This is a genomic window from Betaproteobacteria bacterium, assembly GCA_016720855.1.
Taxonomy (GTDB): Bacteria; Pseudomonadota; Gammaproteobacteria; order Burkholderiales; family Usitatibacteraceae; genus FEB-7.
In genome coordinates this window covers 1,157,926-1,183,728 of sequence record JADKJU010000001.1, presented here as the reverse complement: position 1 = coordinate 1,183,728, position 25,803 = coordinate 1,157,926, and the positions used below count along the sequence as shown (strand labels likewise).

Annotated in this window: 13 protein-coding genes; 4 read left to right on the top strand and 9 right to left on the bottom strand. The window is 68.4% G+C overall.

Annotated features, from left to right (window positions below):
- Positions 1-26 precede the first annotated feature (26 nt).
- From IPP91_05145 to IPP91_05130, 4 genes are all read right to left on the bottom strand, one after another.
- Positions 27-1,832, bottom strand: a complete 1,806-nt coding sequence (locus IPP91_05145; GenBank protein ID MBL0141450.1) for a VCBS repeat-containing protein — start codon at positions 1,830-1,832, stop codon at positions 27-29.
- A 29-nt stretch (positions 1,833-1,861) separates the two neighbouring features.
- On the bottom strand, positions 1,862-2,155 hold the full coding sequence (locus IPP91_05140) for a hypothetical protein (protein ID MBL0141449.1): 294 nt from the start codon (positions 2,153-2,155) through the stop codon (positions 1,862-1,864).
- Position 2,156: 1 nt separating this feature from the next.
- Positions 2,157-3,884, bottom strand: a complete 1,728-nt coding sequence (locus tag IPP91_05135; protein MBL0141448.1) for a VCBS repeat-containing protein — start codon at positions 3,882-3,884, stop codon at positions 2,157-2,159.
- A 118-nt stretch (positions 3,885-4,002) separates the two neighbouring features.
- Positions 4,003-6,084, bottom strand: coding sequence for a VCBS repeat-containing protein (locus IPP91_05130; GenBank protein ID MBL0141447.1), 2,082 nt, complete (start codon positions 6,082-6,084; stop codon positions 4,003-4,005).
- A 96-nt stretch (positions 6,085-6,180) separates the two neighbouring features.
- Here IPP91_05130 and IPP91_05125 point away from each other — a divergent pair, with 96 nt between their 5' ends.
- Together IPP91_05125 and IPP91_05120 are read left to right on the top strand one after the other, a co-directional pair.
- Positions 6,181-7,959 (top strand): tetratricopeptide repeat protein, encoded by a 1,779-nt coding sequence (locus tag IPP91_05125; GenBank protein MBL0141446.1) that lies wholly within the window; start codon positions 6,181-6,183, stop codon positions 7,957-7,959.
- A gap of 2 nt (positions 7,960-7,961) precedes the next feature.
- The gene (locus IPP91_05120; GenBank protein ID MBL0141445.1) at positions 7,962-9,317 is read left to right on the top strand and encodes a radical SAM protein; all 1,356 of its coding nucleotides are present in this window, start codon (positions 7,962-7,964) and stop codon (positions 9,315-9,317) included.
- Positions 9,318-9,378: 61 nt separating this feature from the next.
- Here IPP91_05120 and IPP91_05115 read toward each other — a convergent pair whose 3' ends face one another.
- The 5 genes from IPP91_05115 to IPP91_05095 form a co-directional block, all read right to left on the bottom strand.
- A complete protein-coding gene (locus tag IPP91_05115) occupies positions 9,379-13,521 on the bottom strand; it encodes a VCBS repeat-containing protein (GenBank protein MBL0141444.1) in 4,143 nt (1,380 codons plus the stop codon).
- Positions 13,522-13,574: 53 nt separating this feature from the next.
- Positions 13,575-13,733: a hypothetical protein gene (locus IPP91_05110; protein MBL0141443.1), complete on the bottom strand. Its 159-nt coding sequence runs from the start codon at positions 13,731-13,733 to the stop codon at positions 13,575-13,577.
- 254 nt (positions 13,734-13,987) lie between these two features.
- Entirely contained in the window at positions 13,988-17,350 is a 3,363-nt protein-coding gene (locus IPP91_05105) for an AAA family ATPase (protein MBL0141442.1), read from the bottom strand.
- A gap of 124 nt (positions 17,351-17,474) precedes the next feature.
- A complete protein-coding gene (locus tag IPP91_05100; protein MBL0141441.1) occupies positions 17,475-18,158 on the bottom strand; it encodes a VCBS repeat-containing protein in 684 nt (227 codons plus the stop codon).
- Positions 18,155-22,177, bottom strand: coding sequence for a hypothetical protein (locus IPP91_05095; protein ID MBL0141440.1), 4,023 nt, complete (start codon positions 22,175-22,177; stop codon positions 18,155-18,157). The genes IPP91_05100 and IPP91_05095 overlap by 4 nt, the downstream gene beginning before the upstream one ends.
- Before the next feature lie 145 nt (positions 22,178-22,322).
- On the opposite strand from IPP91_05095, the gene IPP91_05090 reads away from it, so the two are divergent.
- Positions 22,323-22,847 (top strand): sigma-70 family RNA polymerase sigma factor, encoded by a 525-nt coding sequence (locus tag IPP91_05090; GenBank protein ID MBL0141439.1) that lies wholly within the window; start codon positions 22,323-22,325, stop codon positions 22,845-22,847.
- Positions 22,848-22,849: 2 nt separating this feature from the next.
- Positions 22,850-25,747: a serine/threonine protein kinase gene (locus tag IPP91_05085; protein ID MBL0141438.1), complete on the top strand. Its 2,898-nt coding sequence runs from the start codon at positions 22,850-22,852 to the stop codon at positions 25,745-25,747.
- Positions 25,748-25,803 lie beyond the last annotated feature (56 nt).

The window sequence follows — 25,803 nt, the reverse complement described above, 5'->3', positions numbered from 1 at the left end:
TTCGATGGGAGTCGCGTGGCTCCGCGTCAGCGGCGCGGAACGAGTTCCCAGCTCGGATCGATCTGGGTGACGTAGGCGCTCCCGCCTAGCGTGATCCCATCGAGGTACCAGACGAAGACGAGCCCCGTCGCGGTGTTCCTGAAGACGAGGTCCGGCTTGCCGTCGGCATTCCAGTCCGCTACCTGCACCACTTCCCAGACCGGGTCGATGGAGTAGATGGGGGGGCTGGACGTCGAGAGCGAGAGCGTGCCGGCACTGAATTGCGTATTCCAAGCGAACGAGAGTCCCGATGCCATGTTGCGGAACAGCAGGTCCGGCTGGTCGTCCGCGTTGAAGTCGCCAACGCCTTCAACCTTCCAGCCCGGATCGATCGAGAAGAGGAACTGGTCGCCGACGGGTGAGGCGTTGGCGAAGAACCAGGCGAAGGCGTTGCCGCTGTTCACGTTCCTCATGAGGAAATCGGGCTTGCCATCCTTGTTGAAGTCCGCGACGCCCTGGATCACCCATTCCGGCGGCAGGCTGAACAGGAACGCGTCCGACTGGAACACCCCGTCCACGAGGTACCAGACATAGCAGCTTCCCGTGGCGGTGTTGCGCCACACCACGTCCATGTGCCCGTCGCCGTTGAAGTCGGCGATGCCCTGGATCTTCCACGAGGGATCGATCTGGGTCATGAACTGGTCCGAGGCCAGCGCCGTTCCGTTCATGTTCCAGATATAAGTGGCGCCGTTGGCGGTGTTGCTCCACAGCAGGTCGGGGCGGCCGTCGCGGCTGAAGTCGTAAGCGCCCGTGATGGGGTCGGCCGGGTCGAAGGGGCGAACCGTGTAGGTGTAGGACGCGGGCACGCCGGCACCCGTCATGCCGTTCACCGTCACTTGGTAAGCCGTGTCCTTCACGATGGCTGGCGTCGGCACGAAGGCGATGGTGTTGTCGCCGTAGCCCGTGGCGTTGTTCGAGATGACCGTTACCCCGATGGGCGAGCCATTGGCCGCCATGGAAACGGTTGCAGCGGAGAAGTTCGCTCCGTTGAAGGAATACGACCAACGCTTTGAAGGCGGCAGGACCTGGATGGGGACAAAGCCGTTCGACGGCCACGCAACGCCGTTGGGCGTGGCGGGGCGCGATCCCCAGAGCGAGGTTTCCAGGACGCGAAGCGCGTTGCCGCCTCCGCTGGCACTCGGCGTGGAGCCGATCGCCATGCTGGTCTGCGGCGGGTAGAGGATCCAGCGCCGGTGGCCGAGCAACTCGTTGCCGGCGCCATTATCGTCGATGTAGCGCGGGACGACGTCGTCGAAGGCGGACGAGCCTGAGGCCCAGGCGATGTTGGATTTCGACGCGGCGTTGTACCCGGAGGGACTGGTGATGAGGCCCGGGCACGTCGCGAAGGGCGGGTTCGCCGGGGCATGGCTCAAGTTCGCATTGGCCGCGAAGAGCACCGCTGCCGCCTGCTGCTCCGATTCGCGGGTTGCGTCGGTATCGAGCGTGATGTTGCCCGGCAGTCCGGACATGGCGCGGAAATAATTCACCCGCGTTATCGACCACTCCTTGAACGCCGTGGAGATCGTCCCCGGCGTACATCCGGCGATCGAGCCGGTGAAGCCCATCGCGGGCATCGCAGGGGCGTAGTAGGCGTTGTAGGCGTCGCGGACGGCCACCTTGGAAGCCGTCGCGATCGGACTGATGATCGCGGCGGCCTTGGGCTGGGAGCCGGGGATCCACAGTTCCGGGCGCGCGGCATCGAGCCAGGGCGCTGGCCCGATGGAAGCCTCCTGTGCGAGAGCCGGGCCGATGACGAGGGCGAGGAGGAGAGACGGTAGGCGACTGGCGCGCATGGAGAGACCCTTCAGGAGCTATTCCGGGATTAAGGGGGGCAAGGGGTCATCCTGGCTATGACCCAGTTCACAGGATAGTCCCCGAATAGGCGAGGGATCGCGGTGCGAGCTCTCCCCGGTGCCTGATCCTTCGCCAGCACCCAGCGAAACGGCAGCTTGGCCGGAATGTGCGGCACAGGCAAGCGGGTGGCCGCGTTCATCAGGGCCCGGCTCACCGGGTTGCGGTGCAGGAAGCTGTCGCGGAACTCCGGGCGGACGTGATCGCGGGCGATCCCTTCGACCCAGTTGCGGCCCTCGGTCCGCTTCCCGACGATTGGCATCATGCTAGCGTCTCGGCACGATCTCCCAGGTCGGGTCAATCTGGGTGACGTAGACGCTTGTCGTAAGCGTCGTGCCGTCCATGTGCCAGACGAAGACGAGTCCGGTGCTTGCATTGCGGAACAGCAGGTCGGGCTTGCCGTCGCCGTTCCAATCCGCCACCTGCGCGATTTCCCACACCGGGGCGATGCCGAAGATCGGCGGGCTTGATGCGGCAAGTGAAAGATTGCCGACCGAGTACTGGGTGTTCCACGCGAAGGACAGTCCCGAGGTCATGCTGCGGAAGAGGAGATCCGGTTGCCCGTCGGCGCTGAGATCCGCGACACCCTCCACCTTCCAGTCAGGATCGATATTGAAGAGGAACTGGTCGCCAATCGTCGCGTTGTTGTTGAAGAACCACGCGAATGCGTTGCCGCTCACCACGTTGCGCATCAGGAAGTCGGGCTTCCCGTCGGCATTGAAGTCCGCGACTCCCTGGATCACCCACTCGGGCGGCAGGGAGAAGAGGAATGCATCACCCTGGAACTCGCCGTTCACGAGGTACCAAACGTAGCAGTTGCCGTTGACCGTGTTCCGCCAAACCACGTCGGAGTGACCGTCGCCATCGAAATCCGCAACGCCTTGAATCTTCCACGACGGATCGATCGTCGCGAGCAGGGAGTCCGACAGGAGCGCCGGCCTGTTCATGCGCCAGATGTAGGTGGCCCCGCTCGCGGTGTTCGACCAGATGATGTCGGGCTTGCCGTCGGCGTTCACATCCGGCCCGGGGTCCGAGGGGCGCACGTGGCCGGAGTCGGGAGTGACCATCAGGGACGAGGTGTCCACGACCTCGAATTTTCCCGAGGCGACGATCGACTTGATCTGCGAAAGCATCGCCGAGGGCCAGTTCGGATTGCTCATTCCCTGGAAGAACCAGGCCGAGCCCTGGTCGGCGAAGATGAAGCCGTACTTCTTGAGCGCGCGCAGGAGCACCTGGGTGTCGGGCCGGTAGCCCGAGATATCGACATCCGCCTTGAGGCGGATGCGCATGCCGTACTGCGGAAGACTCGTGCTCGTGTTCCCCGACGGCCCGTTGTGGCGGGCGGGCCAGATGTAGGTGTCGCGAGCCGACGGAAAGGTGACGCGGATCGCGTGATTGATCTCGCCCGCGGCGACCTCCTCCCAGCGGACCAGCCCGGGGAAGATCGGCAATCCCGCCGCGTCGGCCGACGTCCAGGTATCTGTGCGGAGCGCGTTCGACTTGAGGTCGAACCGGGCTCCGGAATCGGCGTTCCAGCTGGCGCCGCCGCCGATGGGAAATGCTCTGAACAGTTCGAACAGGATGCAGTTACCGGTCTCGATGACGATCACGTGGCGATCGTCGGCGCCTGCGGCCCCGCCTTCCACGGGCGCCGAGGGAGGAATCGGGAAAGGGCCGGGATCGCTCTCGTCGCCGTAGGCTGTGTAGTTGATCGGGACGTTCGGCTGCGAGACCGGGACGGTGACGAAGGGAATGCCGTATTCGACTTCCGCGATCCCCCAGTCGGGCCAGAGCGTGGACGGTGACCCGAGCCGAAGGTAGTTGTCGAGCATCGCCGGGGGCGTGAGCAGGGCCGGGAGCTTGTCTATCGGTGTGTTCCAGTGGTTGTTGGCCGGGAACACCTGGCAGCCGCCGACCATGGGCTGGGCGGCTTGGGCCGAGGCGGCGAGAAGGAGGAATCCGATAAACAAAATGAGTCTTGCGGATCGGTTCATGACCCCTCCTTCCCCGCAGGGTGAGCGGATGTGGAACGCGATTATGCGCCGAACGGCCGCGTCGGACGGCAAGGGAACTCCCCCTCCCACGGGAGAAGGATCTCAGCAAGCGCTGCTACTACCGCCTCGGCACGATTTCCCAGCTTGGGTCGATCTGGATCACGTAGTCGGATGCGCCGAGTGCGACGCCGTCGAGGTACCAGACGAAGACGAGTCCGGTAGCGGAGTTTCGAAAGAGGAGGTCGGGCTTGCCGTCGCCGTTCCAGTCCGCCAGCTGCATCACCTCCCACACCGGGTCGATGGAGTAGATCATCGGGCTCGATGCGCCCAGGCTCAGCACGCTGCCGGCGTACTGCGTGTACCAGGCGAAGGAAAGTCCCGAGGCAGTGCTGCGGAAGAGGAGGTCGGGCTGGCCATCGAGATCGATGTCGCCCACCGCCTCCACCTTCCAGTTCGGGTCGATGTTGAACAAGAACTGGTCGCCGATGGGCACGTTGTCGTTGAAGAACCAGGCGAAGGCGTTGCCCGAGTTCACGTTCCTCATCAGGAAGTCTGGCTTGCCGTCGGCGTTGAAGTCCGCCACGCCCTGGATCACCCACTCGGGCGGCAGCGAGAAGAGGAATGCATCCGTCCCGGTAAACACCCCGTCGACGGTGTACCAGACGTAGCAGGCGCCGTTGGCGGTGTTGCGCCAGACGATGTCGGGGTGACCGTCGCCGTTGAAGTCGGCGACACCTTGGATCTTCCACGATGGATCGATGGTGGCGTAGAAGGAGTCCGAGATGAGCGACGGGCCGTTCATGCGCCAGATGTAGGTTGCGCCGGAGGCCGTGTTCGACCAGATGATGTCGGGCTTGCCGTCGCCGTTGAAGTCATACGGCACCGGCCCCGCCGGCGTGCCGGTGATGCTGATGGCGGTGTTCGTGATGGCGCCATTGAGGGCCGCTGTGATGGTGGCACCTCCCGTGGCGAGCCCCGCCGTCACCAGGAATGGGGCTGACGACTGGCCCGACGGCAGCGTCACCGAGGCCGGCACGGTCAGCACACCTGCAGGAGATACGCCGAGAGTCACCTCGGTATCCGAGGCCACCGGCCCCGAAAGCTGGAACGTCACGTTGAACGTCGCCCCGGCGGCAACTGTATTCGCGACGGGGTTGAGCGACATGACGAGGCAGCTGGTCGCGCCGGAGACAAGCGTCGTCGAGCTCGGCGCGCAGGCCGTCTGCGCCGTGGCACCCGTGAGCGAGACGAAGTATCCGACCTGCGCCTGCTGGCAGGAGGTGGCGCCTTGCAATGGCTGGAACGTCCCCGACGGGCAGAGTTGCGCGGACGACGAACCCGTCGCGCTGACGAAGCTACCCGGCAGCGCCGCGAGGCAGGACGATTGTCCCGAACTGGGCTGGTAGGTGCCCGCGGAACAATTGAAGGCCGCGGTGGATCCGGTCAGGTTCACGTAGCGGCCGGCGGGCGCAGGAAGGCACGAGGTGGAGCCGGCACTGGGCTGGTAGGTGCCGACGGGGCACGTCGTGGCGTCCGAGGAACCCGGGAACGACACGTATGTCCCCGCGGGAGCGGTAAAGCACGCGCTGGACCCCGTGTTGGGCTGGAACATGCCGGCCGGGCACGCCACGTAGGTGGTGGCGCCGAAATTCCCCACGAAGCTGCCTGCCGGCGCGTCCAGGCAGGACGATTGCCCCGAACCGGGCTGGTAGGTGCCCGCGGAACAATTGAAGGCCGCGGTGGATCCCGTCAGGTTCACGTAGTGGCCGGCGGGCGCAGGAAGGCACGAGGTGGAGCCGGCACTGGGCTGGTAGGTGCCGACGGGGCACGTCGTGGCGTCCGAGGAGCCCGGGAACGACACGTAAGTCCCCGCGGGAGCGGTAAGGCACGCGCTGGACCCCGTGTTGGGCTGGAACATGCCGGCCGGGCACGCCACGTAGGTGGTGGCGCCGAAATTCCCCACGAAGCTGCCCGCCGGCGCGTCCAGGCAGGACGACTGGCCCACAGTGGGCTGGAAGGTGCCGACGGTACACAGTTGCTGGGCCGTGGCGCCGACGATGGAGACGAAGTTGCCGGGAGACGCCTGCGTGCAGGGCTCGGAACCCGTGGCCGAGAAGGTGCCGAACGGGCACTGCTGTGCCCACGCGGCGCCCGAAGACAGGCAAAGAGCGACGGCGAAGGGGATCTTTCTTATCTTCATTCGATCTCCTGATGGCTGCTGCGCCTAGCGCCGAATTAGACCATCTTTGGCGGGCATTGCAAAGCCGCGCGGCCGCCTCTGCTATCGTCATGTCCCGTGACCGCCGACGATGCCGTTTTCCAGCCCCGCGATGCCGCCGATGTCTTCGGCGAGGCGGTGGCGCTGCAGGAGGCCGGCCGCCACGTGGAGGCCATCGCGACCTTGCGTCGCGTGGTCGCGCTCGAGCCCTCCCATGCCGAGGCGCACACGCGGCTGGGCTGGCTGCTGTGCCGCTCCGGGAAGATCGACGAGGCGGTCTCCTGCCATCTCCGCGCCACGCAGCTGGTTCCGGGATTCGCGGCAGCCTGGTCCAACCTGGGCGTCGCGCTCCAGGCCCGCGGAGACCATGACGAGGCGCTGCGCGTGCTGCAGCACGCGGTCACGCTGGATCCGGGCTTGCCGCACAGCCACGTAAACCTTGGTCTCGAATGGCAGGCGCGCGGCATGGCCGCCCAGGCGGCGGTGTGCCACCGGCACGCGATCGCGCTCGACCCGTCGATGGTCGAGGCATGGATCAACCTCGCGCTCGCGCTGCAGCAGTCCCTCGGTCCCGAGTCGGCACTCGCGGCGACCCGGAAGGCGCTCCGCATCGCGCCCTCGCATCCGGCGGCACTTTCCAACCTGCAGATGGCACTGCAGTATTCCGCGCAGTCCTGCGCGGCCGATTTGCGTCGCGAAGCCTTGGCTGCGGGAAGCCGCCTGGGGCAGGGGATGCCATTGCCGCAGCGTGAGCCGTTCGCGCCAGGTTCGCGTCGGCTGCGCATCGGCTACGTCTCCGCCGATTTCTGGTCGCATCCCGTCGGCTGGATGGGGTCGCCTGCAATCCTGGCGCATGACCGCACTGGATTCGAGGTGCACTGCTTCGCCGATGGCACGATGGACGATGCCGTCACGCAGCGGCTTCGTGCGGGCGTGGAGCACTGGCATACGGTCGCGGGAATGGATGACGAGGCACTCCGCGGGCTGGTCCTCTCGCTGGGCATCGACGTGCTCGTCGACATGGCCGGCCACACCGCCGGCAACCGCCTCGGCGTGTTTGCGCGGCGCGCGGCGCCCGTGCAGCTCTCGTGGCTGGGGTTCGCCGCCAGCACGGGCGTTGGCGCGGTCGACGGCGTCGTGCTGGGATCCGACCTCGCTCCGGAGGGATCGGAGGCGGCGTTCACGGAGAGGATCAGGCGCCTCGGGCGCCGTCACCTCACCTACGCGCCGCCCGACTACGCGCCTCCGGTCGCGGCGCCGCCATCGGCCAGGCCCGGTGCGGTTGCGTTCGGGTGCTTCAATAACGTCGCGAAAATCGGTGACGGCGTGCTGCGTGCCTGGGCGCTCATCCTGCATGCGCTGCCCGAAAGCCGCCTCGTTCTCAAGTCGCGAAGCCTCGGTGACCCGGAAGTTGCGGCGATCGCGAAGAATCGCCTTGCCGCGCTGGGAATCGATTCCCCGCGCGTCGAGACTCGCGGCGGTTCGCCTCATCCGGAGATGCTCGCGGAGTACGGCGGAATCGACATTGCGCTCGATCCGTTCCCATTCTGCGGTGGCCTCACGACTTGCGAGGCGCTTTGGATGGGCGTGCCCGTCGTGACGCTGCCGTGGCGCCGCCCGATGTCGCGGCAGGGGCTCTCGGTGCTGCGCGCTGTCGGGCTGGAGGACCTTGCCGCCGGCACGCCGAAGCACTATGTCGCCGCGGCGGTCGCACTCGCGAGCGATGGGCCGCGTCGGGCGGAACTGCGTGCCTCGCTTCGGGAACGCATGCGCCGATCGGCGCTCTTCGATGCCGCCTCGCTCGCTCGTGCGCTCGAGTGCGAGTACCTGCGGGCCGCGAGCGGAGAGAGGTCCTGACGATGTCCGTCCCGACGATCGAGCAGCGCATGGAAGCGGCGATGCGCCACCAGGGCGAGGGGCGGCTCGCGGAGGCGGATGCGCTCTACTCTGCGATCCTCGCGCAGGACGCACGCCAGGGGAATGCGCGCCACAATCTCGGTATCGTGCGTCTCGGCCAGGGGCAGTTTGCCTCCGCGCTCGAGCTGCTGGGCGAGTCGTTCGCGCAGGATGGCGGCAATCGCGGCTGGGTGCAGAGCCTTCCCGTCATCGGCATGACGCTCTACCAGCAGGGCCGGTGGGAAGCGGCGGCGACGTGGCTGGAACGGGCCGTGGTGGCGGGCGTCCGCGATCCGCAGGTGGTGGCGGCGCGCGAGCGCTGCGCGCCGCGTGACTACCTCGCTCCCGAAGTCTTCGATGCGCAGCTCGGGCGCGTGCTGCGCCGCCATTCGCCGCGCGAGTCGCCGACCTATGTGTACGCAATCGATGTCGTCGGCACCTGCAACCTGCGGTGCCCCACCTGCCCGGTGGGCAATTCTCCGCTGGGCGGGCGGCCCAGGGGCTTCATGGAGGTCGACCTCTTCCGCCGCATCATCGAGAAGGTGACGTCGGAATGCGCTGCCCCGCGCCCCGAGATCTTCCTCTTCAACTGGGGCGAGCCGCTGCTGCACCCGCGTATCGGAGAAATCCTGCGCATCGTGCACGAGGCCGGGCTGCCGAGCCACCTGTCCACCAACCTCAACATCGAGGGCGGATTCCGCGAAGTGGCGAAGGCCAATCCCACCAACCTCAAGATCTCGCTTTCTGGTTTCACGCCGGAGACTTACGAGCGCACCCACGCGAAAGGCGACCTCACGCTCGTGAAGTCCAATCTTTACCGCCTGCGCCACGACCTGGAGAAGTACAAGGCGACGACGCGAGTCTGGGTCGGTCACCACCTCTATCGCGGGAATGCGGGCCAGGTGGACCAGGTGGCGGCGGTGTGCCGGGAGCTGGGCTTCGAGCATCACCCCATCGCGGCATTCTTCCAGCCCTTGGAGCGCCTGATCGAGGTGGTGGAGGGCAGGGGCACGGCGCATCCCATCCTGGACGAGTTGCTCGAGCACCCGAGGACCTACGTGCCGCGCATCAAGGCGTCGAAGTCGGGTTCGCACGACTGCGAGCTGCGCTTCAACCAGACCGCCATCAACTTCGACGGCACGGTGGCGCTGTGCTGCAGCGTGTACGACGAAGCGAACATGCTCGGGGCGACGTTCCTCGATCACTCGCACGCCGAGCTCGAGGCCATGAAGTACGCGCACCCCTTCTGCAGGACCTGCCACTCGCACGGCCTGCACTACGCGCCGGGCGACGCGTCTGGCGACGCGCCGTTGTCCTGATTTGCGGGTGTTCCGCGAATTTCTCCCCTCGCCCTCGGGAGAGAGGCCGGGGGTGAGGGCGCTACCGTCTTGGCACGATCTCCCAGGAGGGATCGATCTGGATCACGTAGTCGGATGCGCCGAGTGCGACGCCGTCGAGGTACCAGATGAAGACGAGTCCGGTAGCGGAGTTTCGGAAGAGGAGGTCGGGCTTGCCGTCGCCGTTCCAGTCCGCCAGCTGCATCACCTCCCACACCGGGTCGATGGAGTAGATCATCGGGCTGGAGCCCCCGAGGCTCAGGACACCGCCGCTGTACTGCGTGTACCACGCGAAGGACAGCCCCGAGGTCGTGCTGCGGAAGAGGAGGTCGGGCTGCCCGTCGAGATCGATGTCGCCCACCGCTTCCACTTTCCAGCTCGGGTCGATGTTGAACAGGAACTGGTCGCCGATGGGCACGTTGTCGTTGAAGAACCAGGCGAAGGCGTTGCCCGAGTTCACGTTCCTCATCAGGAAGTCCGGCTTGCCGTCGGCGTTGAAGTCCGCCACGCCCTGGATCACCCACTCCGGGGGCAGGCTGAAGAGGAAGGCATCCTGGCCGGTAAACACCCCATTCACGGTGTACCAGACGTAACAGGCGCCGTTGGCGGTGTTCCTCCACACGATGTCCGGGTGTCCGTCGCCATTGAAGTCCGCAACCCCCTGGATCTTCCACGACGGATCGATGGTGGCGTAGAAGGAATCCGAGAGGAGTGCCGGCCCGTTCATCCTCCACACGTAGGTTGCGCCCGTAGCGGTGTTGGACCAGATGATGTCGGGCTTGCCGTCGGCGTTGAAGTCCGGGAAGGCGGGGTTCGATGGCTTCAGTGGCAACGAGACGGCGTCGATCCACGCGGCGTCGGACCCGGCGACGCAGCAGGACGCGTCCTTCTCGTAGCTGAACGTAATGGTGTGGCTGCCGGCAGTGACCGGGAAGGAGAGAACCGCGGACGGCTGGCTCCAGTCGGTCTCGCCCGAGGCCGTCGGACCGGTGACGGTTGCGCCCTGGCAATTGGCGACACCTTCGAAGCAATCGGGCGTGCGCACCACGCCGTCGAGGTAGACGCGGAAGAAGTCCCAGCCGTTCTCGCTCGACACCTTGCGTCGGAAAGTGATGTTGCCGGCGGTGAAGTTCCCGGTGAACTGGACCTGGGCCTTCTGGCCGTTCCCGATGGCACCGGACTTGAGCGAGCAGCTGCCTTCGAACTTCTGGTCCGACGCGACGCTCCAGCCGGCGTTCGCGGTGACCGGCACGATCCAGCCGGCCGGTATCGCGCAATTCACCGGGAAGGCATCCGGGTCGATGATCGTGATGATCGCCACGGCAGGCGAGCCCAGGGTCGCCCCTGCTGCGCCCGAGAGCGCAAGCGTGAAGGTCTCATTGCCTTCGACGAGTGCGTCGGCAATGATCGGAATCGTGATGCTGCGCACGGTCGAATCGCCGCTGGCCCAGTTGAGCGTTCCCGAAGTCGCCGTGAAATCGGCGCCGGGCGTCGCATGACCCGCGCCGGTGCCCGTGGTGCCCGTTGCGTAGTTGACGCTCGCGGCGCCATTGGAGCCCCCGAGGCGCGAGACGTAAACGGTGATCGGCCCACCGCTCTCCGCAGCCGACACCGTCGCGACGTCGAGCTGCACGGCGCCGGGCGCCGACGCAGGCGGGGTGACCGTAGCCTGGAACATGCCGCGGCCGTGGGTAGATGCGATGAGCGTGTTGGCGTTCAGGAAGAAGAGTTCCTCGGCGGAGACGGTACCGGGACCGTCGTTGGTGGCGCTCCAGGTCGTGCCGCCGTCCTGCGAGGTGAAAACGCCGACTTCGGTTCCGGCGTAGAGCCAGAGGGCGTTGGACGGATGGCGCGCCAGCGAGCGCACGGGCGCCTGCGGCAGGTTGCCATGCTTCGATGTCCACGCGGGGGTCGCGTCGAGACCGTTGGTGGCGAGATAGACGTTTGGCGAGGTGTAGCCCCCGAAGGTCACGTACACGCGCGTCGGGTCGTCCTTGTCGATCAGGATGCGCAGCACCTGCCGCGCCGCCGGGGAGGGAATCTCCGTCCAAACGGGTGAGGCCGCGGTTGCGTTTTGCGTGCGATAGAGCGCGCCGGTGTTGTGCCCGACCCAGGCCACGCTGGAATTCGAGGGGGCGATGGCGACGTGGCTGATGTAGTTGTATGCGCCGGCCGGGGGCTTCACTGCAGTCCACGTCGGCGGGGAGGACTTCGCGTTGTCGGTGCGCCAAAGGCTCGCCGCGCCCGCGTAGAGCCGGTTGGCGTTCGAGGGATCGAGCATCAACGGCGAGATGAAGTTTGTCGTGGGGTTGGGGTTGGCCCCGAAGGTGCAATCGGCATCGGTGATTCCGGCGCAGATCTCCACCGAGCTGTAGGCGCTTGCGCCGCCGTTGCTGCTGCGGTGGACGCCCAGGTACTGCGTGGCCCCGTAGGAATAAAGGGAGTCGGCGTGGTCCACGGCGCCCTCGGCGCCATCGCCGCCGAATACCGGCGTCCAGGTGGCAGTGCCGTAGTTGTACACGTAGCTGCCGTTGTCCTGCGTGCCGCCCGCCAGCCGCGAAACCGGCACCGTTCCGCCTGCCCCGCCGTAGAACTGCGTGATGGCGAGGCCGTTGTTCAGGTTGGTGGTGGTGATCGTGCCCTGGCAGGTGTTGTTGAGCCCGGTGCCCGCGGTGGTGGCCGCGCCCACGCCAGAAAATGAATACAGGCCGCCGTCGTTGCCCCCGTAAACCAGGCCGTTCGAGGCGTAGCCCGGATGAGGAACGAGCGCATGGTGGTCCACGTGCACGTTGCAGACGCGCTGCAGGTTCACGCCCCCATCGGCACTGAGATACATGCTCACGCCGCCCACGAGGATCTTGTTGGCGTCGTTGGGCGCGACCACGATCGTGTTGTCGTAAAAGCCCTGCCCGGCGAGGTGCGCGAGCGCGGATCGCAGAGTCCACGATTGCCCGCCATCGGTGGAGCGCCAGATCTCGCCGTTGGCGTTGTTGTTCGAGGCGTACCAGGTCTGCGTGACGCCACCCGACACGGAGCTGGGCGCCTGTGCGATCTCGACGCGGCCGTTGCCCGACAGCGGCACGCGCGTCCAGCTGCTTCCCCCGTCGAGCGAGTAGGCGATCGAGCCGCCGACCGTGGTCGTGCAGTCGGAGTAGCTGGATTCGCCGAGCACCGCGCGGTTGCCGTTGGCGCGGTCGAACTGGATGTCGTAGGCTCGGCGGCGTCCGTTGGCGCAGCCCACGATGCCCGTCCCGTAGACCTGCGCCCAGTTGGCGCCGCCGTCCGTGGTGCGGAAGACACCGCGATTGGTCGCGGCAAGCATCGTCGCGGGCGTGGTCGGATGGATCGCAAGGCGGTTCACGTAGAAAAAGGCGGAGCGGTCCGGATTCGCCGCGTCGTTCGCGAGCGTCGGGTTGGTGCTCGCCATGAGGCTCCAGGTGTCGCCCCCGTCTGTGGACTTGAAAATCCCCAGCCCGCGGATGGAGTCATAGAACGGGCCTTCGCCCGTGCAGGCGTACATCGTGTTCGGGGTCACGGGGTCGTGCACGAGGCAGCTCACCGCGACGTTGGCGAGGAAGTCGTTCACGACCGCGAACGAGGCGCCGCTGTTGGTGGACTTCCAGATTCCGCCGGAGACGCTGCCCACGAGAATCCGCGTGGTGGTGGTGGGGTGCACCGCGATCGCCCGGATGCGCCCGCCGACGTTTGTGGGGCCCAGCGAGGTCCACGAGGCCGATGAAATGCCGGCGTCACCCGCGATGCCCGCGCCCGGGTTGCCGCGCACGATCACGTCGCGCTGCTGGAGGGCCGCGGACAGGCCGTCGGGACGCACCTCGCCGGAATCGTCGATGAGGGAAAGGCGCCTGAACTCGATCGCCTTGTCCGGCTGGTCGAAGCGGTGGCGCTCCTCCTGCGCGCGCTGGGCGAGGCGCGCGATCTCCTTCGGATCGCCGGTGCAGATGCGGAAGGGTGTGTGTGAGAAGCGCTTCTGCATTCGGCGAACGACGCTCTCAGTCGTGCCGAGGACCTCGCGGACGTATTCTGCATCCCAGGTCTTCGTGACGTCGCAGCCTACGGCGGTTACCGCCGGCGGGCCGGACAGGTCCACCGGATCCGCAGAGGCCTGTGTCCCGGTGGCGGCAAGGTAGAGGGCGAACGCGACAGGGAGGGTCGTGAGCGTGCGCATGGTGGACTCCGTTCTTGGGATCGGGTAGAGCCTGAACGGGAGTATCGCGCAAATCAGGGTCCGCCGCTGCCGTCGAGGTATCCGATGAGGACGAGTCCCGTTGTCGCATTGCGGAAGCGAAGATCGGGCTGCCCGCCCAGGTCGATGTCGCCCACCGCTTCCACTTTCCTGCCGGGGTCGATGATGAACAGGAACTGGTCGCCGATGGGCATGTTCTGCGCCCGCCACGGCAAGAGCGACCGCGACAGCGGCTGCCTTCAGCAAGGTGAGGGTCGTGAGGAATCGGCGCGCCACATTGATCTTCATTGCTTGTTCCTCCTCGATCGATGCGGGGTTGCTCCCGGCACCCTGGGACGATGGCTCGAGTCGACGTCTCGGTTGGCAGCCCGGCGATCCAGCGCGTCCAGATTGGCTTGCACAGCCGAAGGCGTGACGTGAGCGCCACGCGAAAGGCCGGCCCGGAGGGTCAGCCGATGGCGGGCGGGGAAGAGCCTGCGGAGGCGAGGTGAACGGGTGACGCGATCAGGAGCGCGCGGTTGATTGCGTTTCGGTGCAGGAAGCTCTCCCGGAACTCCTCATGGACATGCCTTCTGGCGATGCCCACGATCCAGTCGCGGCCTTCGGCGACCATCCGGCCGGCCTCGGCAGGCCGCCCGGCGGCCGCGAACACGCGGAAGGCGACCCACCACGACTCGGCCCGGTAGAAATTGTCCGGCTGGTAGTCGACGAAGAGGTGAAGCGCGGCTTCGACATGCGGCTGCGCGCGGTCCAGCGCTCCCTGGGCGAGCGCGCAGCCGGCCGCCCGGATGTGGGCAGCACCTGCCATTCCGTATCGTCCCCGCGCGGCGGCCCACGCGGCGACCGCGGTCGCGATCGATTCGCCTTCGTCGGGCGGAACGATCGCGGAGGCCATCAGGCCGATGAGCCGGTTGTTGCCGTCGTCCACGCCGTCACCCAGCAGGGAGAGCGCTTCGCGGATCGGCACCAGGGCGTCGCCTCCGGACACGCGCGCGATCTCGGCACGATGGGCGAGCCAGATCGCCTGCACCTTGGCCGGCAGGCCGGTGGGATCGTCGGCCATCAACCGCTGCGCCCGGGCGTGCTGGCCGAGCTGCGACCAGGCGAGCGCAAGCCGGTGCCCCGCGGCGAAGACCCAGTGCTTGGCGCCGGCGCTTCGGAAGCCCGCGAGCGACTCTTCGAAGAGAGCGATGGCCTCGTCATAGTGGCCGATGTCCCGAAGGCGGTGCGCGAGCAGGGCCTGCGTTTGCAGCGGCGTTCCCCGCAGCGACTCCGCCTCGCGCCACAGTTGCAGCGCCTGCCTGCCGAATTCGACGGCGCGCGCGAGTTCCCCGCGCTTGCTGGTCGTGGTGGCGAGGTTGGAAAGCGAGGTGGCCAGGAGATCCTTGCAGCTCTCCTCCGAGGCGATGACGCGAGCGGACTCGAACGCCCGGAGCGCCTCGGAGAGCCGGTTGGCCAGGTCGTAGGCGATCCCGAGCTGCACGCAGAACTCGCCGCGAGCGCGGGGCGCGAGGTTCGCTTCCGCCCACGCCTGGAGCGGCTCCAGCAGCTGAAGAGCTTCGTCGACGCGGCGCAGGTCGCACAATCCGCCGGCGACCACCAGCGAAAAGAGCGCCGCGAGGTCGCCTCGTCCGGCGGAATTCGCCATCTCGATGCCCCTGCGTCCCATTTCCACGGCTGCTGCGGCATCGCTCCGGTTGCCGAGGAACTCGGCTTTCTTGAGCAGGGCGCGCAGGCGCTGGTCGTCGTTGTGCGCCGCGCTCTCGGCCAGGCATACGCCGGCGAAGGCCCCGTCGCCCAGGTCGTTGCACATCAAGGAGTCGGCTCGCAGGAGCAGCGCCTCGAAGCGGGCGCAGGGATCCCTGCTCTCCTCGAAGCACCGGGCCGCCGCGGCGAGGAGACTGGCCTCCTCGATGCGCCGTCCCCCGTAGCGAGCCTGCGTCGCCGCCCTCGCGAAGGCGTCGCCTGCTTCCTTCGGGCGTCTCGCCTGCGCCCAGTGGGCGGCGATGCGGCCCGGCTCCGTTCCAGCCGACTCGAGGTACGCCGCGATCTCGCCGTGCAATTGGCGCGCGATGGCCGCGGGCACGGAGGAAAGCGCAGCTTCGTAAATGAGGTCGTGGGCGAAGGAGCCGTCGCGAAGGACGTGCGCGGAATCCAGTTCGGCCCATGCATCCACGAGGTCGAGCGAGCGAGCGCCGAGAACCCGCGCGACGAGGTCCGCGGAGAAGTCCTGGCCCGCCACCGCCGCGCAACGGGCGATCTTCACGGCCTCGGCGGAGAGCTTGCCCAGCCGCCGCTCGATCATCGCGGTCACGCTGCCCGCAACTGGCAGGGATGCCTCGCCAGTCGTGTCGGCCCCGCGCGAGAGCATCGCCTTGACCGTTTCCAGCACGAACATGGGATTGCCGCCCGTGTGACGGGCGATGCGTGCGGCAAGGCTGGCGCCATCGAATCCCGGGATATCCAGCGATTCGAGAAGGTCCTCGACTTGCCCTTCGGTGAGCGGCGGGAGTTCCACGAGGCGACCTGTTCCGGAGGAGACGAGCGACTCGATGTGCGTCCTGGCTTCCGCGCTGGATTCGCCCGCCCGGCAGGTCAGGATGAGCGCGAGCCGGCGATCGGCCGCGATAGGTCCCTGCAGCGCCTCGATCGACGCCGCATCCGCGTGATGCAGGTCGTCGATCGCGATGCCCGCAAGACCGGTCGCGAGCGCGGCGTCGAGCACGCTCTCCACCGCGCGCATGAGCCGCGTGAGACCCGCCTCGTCCCGGATGGGCTCTGCCATTCCGAGTTCCGGCAGCAGGCGCGCGAGCTCCCTGCGCACGCCCTTGGGCAGCGGGGAGGGCACGCGGGCGACCATGGCGCGTACCAGGCGTGCGAGAAGCGAATAGGGGGCCAGCGCGTCGCCCGGGCGCGCGGCGACCATGACGACGTTTCCCCGGCTCGCCACGAAGTCCGAGACAAGGCGCGTCTTGCCCATGCCGCCTTCCCCCGACACGATCGCCTTGCCTGCCTCGGTCCAGCATGACTCGAGCGCGGACCATTCCGTCTCGCGGCCTACGAGGCGCGGCGGGCGCAGCACGGAAGGCGGCGGTGCGCTCGCAGGGAATCGAGGCCCGGGATCGTCGCGTGCGGCGCGGATCGAGCGCGCGAGCTGATCGGTCTCGGGCGTGGGCACTGCCACGAACTCGCGCTCGAGCATGGCGCGAAGCCTCTCGTGGGCTTCCTGCGCCCTCGCGGCGTCGCCGCGCAGGTAGTGCATTCGCATGAGGCTTCGGTAGTGCTCCTCGGCATCGTCGGCGACGGCGACGAGCCGCTCGGCGAGCCTGACGCCCGCGTCGAAGTCGCCGGCCGCCTCCGCCTCGGCGAGCTGCCGGGCGAGCTTGTCAGTGGCTGCGTGGAGCCGGTCGTCGCGCTGGCGCCGTACCCAGCGGCCGAGTTCCTCGTTGTCGCCGTAGTCGTGGGCGCCAAGGAAGTGTCCGCCGGAGGTGCCCCGCCGGAGATCGGTGGCGAGGTTCGTGGATAGTCGCATGGCTGCATCGCCTTGCACGAGTTCCTCGCCCGCGAGCTTCTTGATCCGCAGCAGTTGCTGGCGGAGCGCCTGGCGTGCCCGGGAATCGTCGGAATCGGGCCAGAGCAGCGATGCCACGCGGCGGCGCTGGATGCCGGGTTCGATCGCCACCAGTGCGAACAATGCGGCGGCGCGGTGCTCGAGCGCGTGATGAATGCCATCGGGATCGACGAGCGTGGGGTCGCCGAGCAACCGAATCGACCAGGTCCGGGCCGCCTTCTCGTCCTGCCGCTTCGACATCATCATCACGATATGCGCCCCTGGCGTCCCGGCGGTCGCCGAATGCCGCGGGTCGGGGCCAGTGTCGTCCCCTTCGGAGCGGTCCGTCAAACCGGCCCGCTCGCCTGCCTGAATGCCCGGCGAGTCAGCGCCTCGGCACGATCTCCCAGCTCGGGTCGATCTGGATCACGTAGTCGGACGCGCCGAGCGTGACGCCGTCGAGGTACCACACGAACACGAGGCCCGTTGCCGAGTTGTGGAAGAGGAGATCGGGCTTCCCATCCCCGTTCCAGTCCGCGAGCTGCACCACCTCCCACACCGGGTCGATGGAGTAGACCATCGGGCTCGAGGCCCCCAAGCTCAGCACGCTGCCTGCGTACTGCGTGTACCAGGCGAAGGAGAGCCCCGACGTCATGCTTCGGAAGAGCAGGTCCGGCTGCCCGTCCAGGTCGATGTCGCCCACCGCCTCGACCTTCCAGCTCGGGTCGATGTTGAACAGGAATTGGTCGCCGATGGGCAGGTTGTCGTTGAAGAACCAGGCGAAGGCGTTGCCGCTGTTCACGTTGCGCATCAGGAAGTCGGGCTTGCCATCCTGGTTGAAGTCCGCGACCCCCTGGATCACCCACTCGGGCGGCAAGCTGAAGAGGAAGGCATCGGTCCCGGTGAAGACCCCGTTGACGGTGTACCAGACGTAGCAGGCGCCGTTGGCGGTGTTGCGCCAGACGATGTCGGGGTGGCCGTCGCCGTTGAAGTCGGCCACGCCCTGGATCTTCCAGCTGGGGTCGATGGTCGCGTAGAAGGAATCCGAGACGAGGGTCGCACCGTTCATCCGCCAGATGTAGTCGCGCCCGAGGCGGTGTTCGACCAGATGATGTCGGGCTTGCCGTCGGCGTTGAAATCCTGCACCACCCGGGCGACGGCCTCGAACACGACCTCGCGCGGCATCGCGTTCCCGCTCTGGTCGTCGTCCGTCGCGGCGAAGGTCACCTGGCAGGTCGGCTGGCCGCCGCAGCTCGCGCCGGTGAGCGAGGCGACGCGCCGCCCCGGGAGCGCCGTCGCGACGAGCGTGACCGACGTGCCCGGGAAGAAGAAAGCCTCGCACTCGCTCTCCTCCGGCCCGCAACTGATGCCGGGCGGCGTCGAGACGATCGTGCCCCCGCCGGCGTTGTAGACGTACACGTTGATCGTGTAGACGAAAATGGCCGTGACGGAGCGCGCCTGGTCCATCGTCACCTGGCAGGTCGTGGCGGTGCCCGAGCACGCGCCGCCCCAGCCGGTGAACGCGAAACGCGGGTTCGGCGTGCTCGCGGTGAGCGTGACCACGGCTCCGTTGGAAAACGGCACGTTGCACGCGCCCGGGCAGTCGATGCCCGTGGGCGCGGACACAACCTTCACGCCGCTCGTGAACCCGCTCGTGTTCACCACGAGATTGAAGTTCACCGGCGTGAAGGTCGCCGAGACGGTCGTGGAGGCGTCGAGCGAGACCACGCAGGTCCCCGTGCCCGAGCACCCGCCGCCGCTCCATCCCGTGAACACGTAGCCTGTCGCGGCGACCGCGCCAAGGGAGATCGAGGTGCCCCGTTCGAACGAGGCGCTGCAGGTCGCGCCGCAGTCGATGCCCGCGGGCGAGGAGACGACCGTGCCCTGCCCCGACTTGTCGATGTTCAGCGTGCGAAGGATCGGGTTGACGGTGATCGAGAGCGCCTGTGTGTCTCCCGAGCCCCCGGCATCCTGCCCCTGCACGGTGAAGTTGAAGGTGCCGGTCTGCGTTGCCGCGCCGGTGACCGTGCCGCCGGCCTCGAGGACGATGCCGGGCGGCGGCGTGCCCGAGAGCAGGGAGAAGGCGTACGGGGCGAACCCTCCCGAAACCGAGATCTGTTGCGTGTACGACGCGCCATGCGTGACCGAGGGCAGCGTCGTGGTGGTGATGGTCACCGGCACGTGGACGGAGAACACCTGCCCCGCCACGTACGTCGTTCCGGTGCCGGTGCCGTTGAGGGGAATGGTGCCGCCATCGACGATCGTGTCGTTGTCGAGCACATCCAGCCGGATCGTGCCTTCCCCGCCCGTGCGCGATACGGTCACGATCCACTCGGCGCCGCTTCCCGACACGCCCGTGATGGCCGCGCCCGTGACCGAGCCGGTGACGGTGAGGGCGAAGTCCGAGGCATCGACACCGGTGACCGGCTTGCTGAAGAGCACCTCGAAGAGGACCGGGGTGATGCTCGCGGGGCTGGGCGTGATGCGGTTCACCGCGCTCACGAACGGCGGGTCCGCACCCGCATAGCGCGCGAGGAGCATGGCCTGCGAATCGCCCGTCTTGAGGCTGCCGCCGACCACGATCGCGCCGTTGGCCTGCACGATTACGGCATTGGCCTCGTCGTCGCCGGCGCTGAAGCTGGTGGTGACCTTGCCGGTGGCGTTGAAGAAGGTATCAAGCGCACCCGCGGTGGTTAACCTCGCCACGATCACGTCCTTCGTCGCACCGTTCTGGCCCGAGCCCGTCACGAGGATGCGCCCGTCGGGCTGGATGGCGAGCGCGCGCGCGTCGTCCACTCCCGCGGCGAACGGTATCGAACGAAAGCCGGTGCCATTGAAGGTGGTGTCGAGGGCGCCCGCTGTCGTGTACCGCGCCACGGCGACGTTGCTCTCGGTCAGCGAGGAATAGACCGTGCCGGCGACGACGATAAGACCGTCGGACTGGATGGCCACCGCGCGGCCGAAGTCGTTGCCGGCGCCGATCGGCGTGACCACCATTCCGCCCGAGCCGAAGGAGGAGTCCAGGGTGCCGTTCGCGTTCAGCCGCGCAAGCGCGAAGTCGTAGTCGGTTCCGTTGAACACGGAGCCCGCCACGACGATCTTGCCGTCAGCCTGGACGGCCGCTCCCGCCACGTTGCTGTCGCCGCTGCCGAAGGAGAACACGCTCTTGCCCGAGGTGCCGAACGTCGCGTCCATCGCAAGACCGGGAACGCCCACGCGGATCACGGCCGCGTCGTTGTGGGTGCCGTTGAAGGTGTTTCCCGCCACGACGAGCTGCCCCGACTGCCACGCGACCGCGGTGGCCACGTCGACGGAGGCACCGACCGCATGGTTCGTCCACAGGACGACGGAGTTGGTCGCAGCATCCACGACGCCCGCGAGGAACCGGCTCGTGCCCGCCTGTGCCTGCCAGCCGGCGAAACCGACGTAGTTGTTGAATGCCGCGGGCGTTGCGGCCAGCGCGGCGCTTTCGTCCCCGGTTTCCCCGACCGCCACGCCGCCCCTGGCCGTCGTGAAGCTCGACGGCATCAACCGTCCGCCGCCGTCGTACCGGGCAATGGCGAGAAGGCTCCTCGCGCCGTCGTCCACCGCGCCGAAACCCAGGAAGGATGAACCCGCCTGCGCCAGCGCATGGATGCGCGCGTCGTTGGCCACGGGCAGCGCGAAGACCTGCCCCGAGGTGCCGAAGGCCGCGTCCAGCACGCCGGCCGCCGAGAAGCTCGCGGTCGCCACGAGATCGACATCGACCTCGAGCACGTCGGGGAGAAAAGCGCCGTTCACGATCCCGGCCACTTGCGGCTTGCCGCCCGCGTGGATGCGTACGACGAGCGGCGCGCCGAAGTTGCGCGGCGGGCCGGCCGGCACGATCGACTGGCCGGAAATGCCGAATGCCGCGTCGTCGAACCCGTTCGCGGTGACCTGGACCAGCGTGAGGCGGCCAGGCTCGCCGGAGGGCGCGGTGGAGGCGGCGAGCAGGATCCTGCCGTCGGGGAGCATCGCCAAGCGTGGTGAGGAGACGAGTTGCGCGGCGCTCGGCGTGCGGAAGTAATAACCCGACGCCCCGAAGGAGGCGTCGACCGCCCCGTCCGTCGAAAGGCGCGCGGCGAAGAAACGTCCCGCGCTCGATCCCGTGACGACCAGCTTGCCGCCGGGCTGCTGCGCGATGCCCCTGGGGATCGTGGACTCGCCCGGCGGCAGTTCCCAGTGGAGCAAGTCGAAGGACTGCACGCCGGATACGGCGAACATGCTGTCGAGCGAGCCTGACGCGGTCAGGCGCGCGACCGCGAGATTGTCTTTGTAGTTGCTGACCGGGTATCGGCCCGCGAGCGCGATGCGGCCGTCCGACTGGACGACGACCGCGGTCGCCACGCCGATCAGCGTGTCGTCGCCGATGCCATCCCCGCCGAAGGACGTATCCACGGCGCCCGAGGCCATGAAGCGCATCGCGAGGAACCGCGTGACGGAGTCGATCCGGCGGTAGACGCCGCCGACGACGATCCGGCCGTCGGCCTGCAAGGCAAGCGCGTTGGGCTCGCCCTCCACGGTGGTCGATGCCAAGCCCGCCGAGCCGAAGGAAGCATCCGGCTGGCCTGCCGTCGTCAGCCGGAAGAGGGCCAGCTTGGTGAAGAGGCTCGTGTCGATGCCGCCCACGACGACCTTGCCGTCGGACTGGAGCGCGACCGAAAACGCCCTGGCGAGACCGGGGATCACGACACGCCCGCCAACACCGAAGGTGGCGTCCGGCTGGCCACTGACGGTCCACTGCATGACGACGGCCGATCCCGTGCAGACGTACTGCGCGAACTGGGACTCGTAGGGGCCTGTGCAGAAATTGCCCACGGCGACGACACGCCCGTCGGGCCGCACGGCCGCCGCGCTGAAGTGATCGAAGCCCGTGCGGACCTGGGTCGCCGCCGTGCCGCCATAGCCGAAGGAGGCGTCGAGCGTCCCGGGGTTCGCCTGGGCGGCGATGGGCTGGACCGTGATGACCGCCACGAGGATTTTTCCCAGCGCGGCGCAAGCCGTCCCCCATGGCAGGCGCGCGCACGCGGCAAGGAGGTGTTCGGCAAGGCTCGATCGTGTACTCATGGCAACGCTCCGCAGTGGATCCGTGGGCGAATCGGGGTCTCACCCTGTAAATACGCATTCCGCGGCTCCCGACTGCCAGACCGGTCCCGGGGGCGCTAGACTTCGGGCAACCCCACGCCCTCAAGAGACTTCCCGGCCGCCCGCCATGGACGACCCGCTGCCCCCCACCGCCGACCGCTTCGCCGACACCTACGAAGAACTTCGCCGGCTCGCCCATGCGCAGTTGCGCCGCCACGAGCGCTCGGGCCTCCTGGACACCACCGCCCTCGTGCACGAGTCATGGCTTCGGGTGGCGCAGTCGAAGGGATTCACGCCCGAGGACGAGCGCCATTTCCTCTGCTACGCAGCCAAGGTGATGCGCTCGGTGATCGTGGACCACGCCCGGGCGCGGAACGCCGAGCGCCGCGGCGGCGGCCTGGAGCGTACGACGCTCAACAGCCGCATCCTCGAGAACGTGACGCTCGAGGACGGGGTGCTGCGCGTCGACGAGGCGCTCGACCTGCTGGAGGCCGCCGACGCGCGCCTTGCCCGCATCGTCGAGCTGCGGTTCTTCGCGGGGCTCACCGCGGAGGAGGCGGCCGAGGCGCTCGAGATGTCGCCGCGCACGCTCTACCGCGAATGGGAGAAGGCGCGCCTCATCCTCGCCGACGCCATCCGCACGGAGGGATGACCGTGTCCGCCGACCGCACGCCCGAGCGCTACCGGCGCCTGCTCGCGAAGCTCGACGAGGCGCTGGATATCCCGGCGCCCGGGCGCGAGGCGTGGCTCGAGACCCTGCCGCCAGAAGACGCGGACCTGCGGGACGAGCTCGCGCGCCTGCTCGAGCGCGGCGCCGACGCCCGCGCGCTCGACCAGGTGGAAGCCGGTGCCGGCGCGCTCGCCGCCGCGCCCGACGACGACGATGGCGGCCACGCGCCCGGCGACGACATCGGCGGCTTCGTGCTCGAGCGCGCGCTCGGCCGCGGCGGGATGGGCACCGTGTGGCTCGCGCGCAAGGCCGGCGACGCGTCGCTTCCCCCCGTCGCGCTGAAGATGCCGGCGCTCGCGGCTTCAGGGCGCGGGGCCGCCGAGCGCCTCGCGCGCGAAGGAGCGATCCTCGCCGCGTTGAACCACCCCGGCATTGCGCGACTTCTCGAAGCCGGGACGACGAGCGCGGGCGTTCCCTTCCTCGCGCTGGAGTTCGTGGACGGGGAATCGCTCCCGGCCTGGTGCGACGCCCGCGCGCTGGGGCTCCGCGCGCGCCTCGCGCTCTTCCAGCGCGTGCTCGAAGCCGTCGCCTACGCGCACGGCGCGCTCGTGCTGCACCGCGACCTCAAGCCTGCCAACATCCTCGTCACCGCGACCGGCGAGGTGAAGCTCCTCGACTTCGGCATCGCGAAGCTGATGGACGACGCGGGCAGCGCCGATTCTACCCAGCTCACGCGCGTCGCCGGCCGCGCGCTCACGCCGGACTACGCCTCGCCGGAGCAGGTCTCCGGCGCAACCCTCACCGTGGCGAGCGACGTCTATTCCCTCGGTATCACGCTTTTCCAGTTGCTCACGGGCGGCCGGCCCTACCGGCTGCGGCGCGGCTCCGCGGCCGAGCTCGAGGAAGCGATCCTTTCCGCGGAGACCGTCCGCCCGAGCGCGGCGCTCGAGGCGTCGTTCGCGGGCCGTCTGCACGAATCGCCCGCGCGTCTGCGGCGCGCGCTCGCCGGCGACCTCGACACGATCGTCCTCAAGTGTCTCAAGAAGCGACCCGAGGAGCGCTATGCGACCGCGGCCGCGCTGCGCGAGGATATCGCGCGCTATCTCGACGGGCGGCCCGTGCTCGCGCGCCCCGACAGCGCGGCCTACCGCGCGCGCAAGTTCCTGGCGCGGAACTGGCTCGCTGCTTCGGCGGCGGCGGCGGTCGTGGCCTCGCTCGCCGTGGGGCTCGCGGTGGCGCTGTGGCAGGCTGGCGAGGCGCGCGAGCAGTCGCGCGTGGCGCTCGCCGAAGCGCATCGCGCCGAGGAAGTGAAGGACTTCCTCCATTCGCTCTTCCGCAAGAACACGCGGGCGCAGCCCGACGCGGCGAAGGCGCGAGCCATGACCGTCCTCGAGCTGATGCGCGAGTCGGTGCCGAGGCTAAGGACGGCGCTCGTCGACCAGCCCCTCACGAAGGCGGAGCTCCTCGCGACCGTGGGCGAGATCCTCTCCGACCTCGAGGAGCGCCCCCGGGCGCTCGAGCTCTTCGGCGAGGCGTCCACGATCCTGGAAGGCGAGGCCGCGGCGTCTCCGGAGCTGCGCTTCCAGGTCCTCGCAGGGCTCGCGCTCAACGCGACCATCGTCGGCAAGCGGGAGGAAGCGCTCGCCGCCTACGCGAAGCTCCTGGCGCTCGCCGCGCCCGGGGAGAAGCCCTCCGACGAGATCTTCGTCAAGGTGAACTCCGTCGCGATCGGCAGCGGCATGGTGCCCTACGCCGACGAGGTGCGCCGCCTAGAGCAGGCGCTCACCGTGGCCGAGCGGCGATTCGGCGGCGGGGCGCTCCACTTCACCGTGCTGGCGCGGCTCGCGCTGGTGCACGGCAGCCACGCTCATTGGGACGCGGTCGAGCGTTACGCCACCGAGGCCATCCGCGTCTTCCCCGGCTCGGGCAGCAGCGACTACCAGCAGTACCTGCAGATCCGCGGCGCGCTCGCGATCGCGATGGCCGTGCGCGGGCGCATCGCCGCGGCGATCACGCACCTGGCGCAGACGCTCTCCGAGTTCGACCGGCGCTACGGGCCGGAGTTGCCGCGCGCAAAGTTCTTCCGCTCGGTGTACGCGCAGTTCCTCGCCAACAACGGCCGCGTGGCCGAGGCCGAGGCGCTCCTGCGCGCGCAGGTGGGCGACGTGAAACCCGGGGCGAAGCTCGACTTCAGCCAGCTCACGAGCCTCAACAACCTGGCGGTGCTGCGCTTCGAGATCGGCGACCTGAAGGAAGCGCGGCGCGCGCTCACCCTCGTGCCGGACCAGGCGGAGCAGTTCGCGGCGGTCGACCGGGTCGGCGCCATGACGCGGCTCGTGACGCTCGCGCTGGTGCATCAGGCCGAGGGCCGCGCAGCGGATGCGTCCGCCACGCTCGCGAAAGTCGACGCGCTGAACGACGGCAAGTCGAAGTCGTTCCTCCAGGGCAACTACGCCTACCGCACCCCGGCGGCGCGCCTGCGCGTGATGCAGCGCGATCCAGCGGGCGCGTTCGCGATCCTCGGCTTCGAGGGCTACCGCTATGGCACCGAGGCAGCGGAGCCGGAGGCGTTCTCCGAGGAGTTCGTCAACGTGAACACGATCGCGGGACGGGCGCTCCTCGCGGCGGGAAGGACTGCCGAGGCGCGCGCCACGATCGACCGCGTGATCGCGCACATCCGGGCCCGCACCGACCCGCGAGACTACCCGCTGCACTACCCGCCGGCGCTCCTCGCCTCGGCCACGATCGCGCGTGCCGAGGGGCGCGCGGCCGATTGCGCGCGCGATGCGGGCGAGGTCGTCCGAATCTGGGAGGGCTTGCAGGTCGCCGGAAGTCCCTGGTTCGCGGAGGCCCGCGCCGTCGGCACGAGTTGTCGCAGCTGAAGCGCCGCCCCTCGAGGTTTTCCGGGGCGGAGGCCGTGCAGGGCCCGGACCCCGGG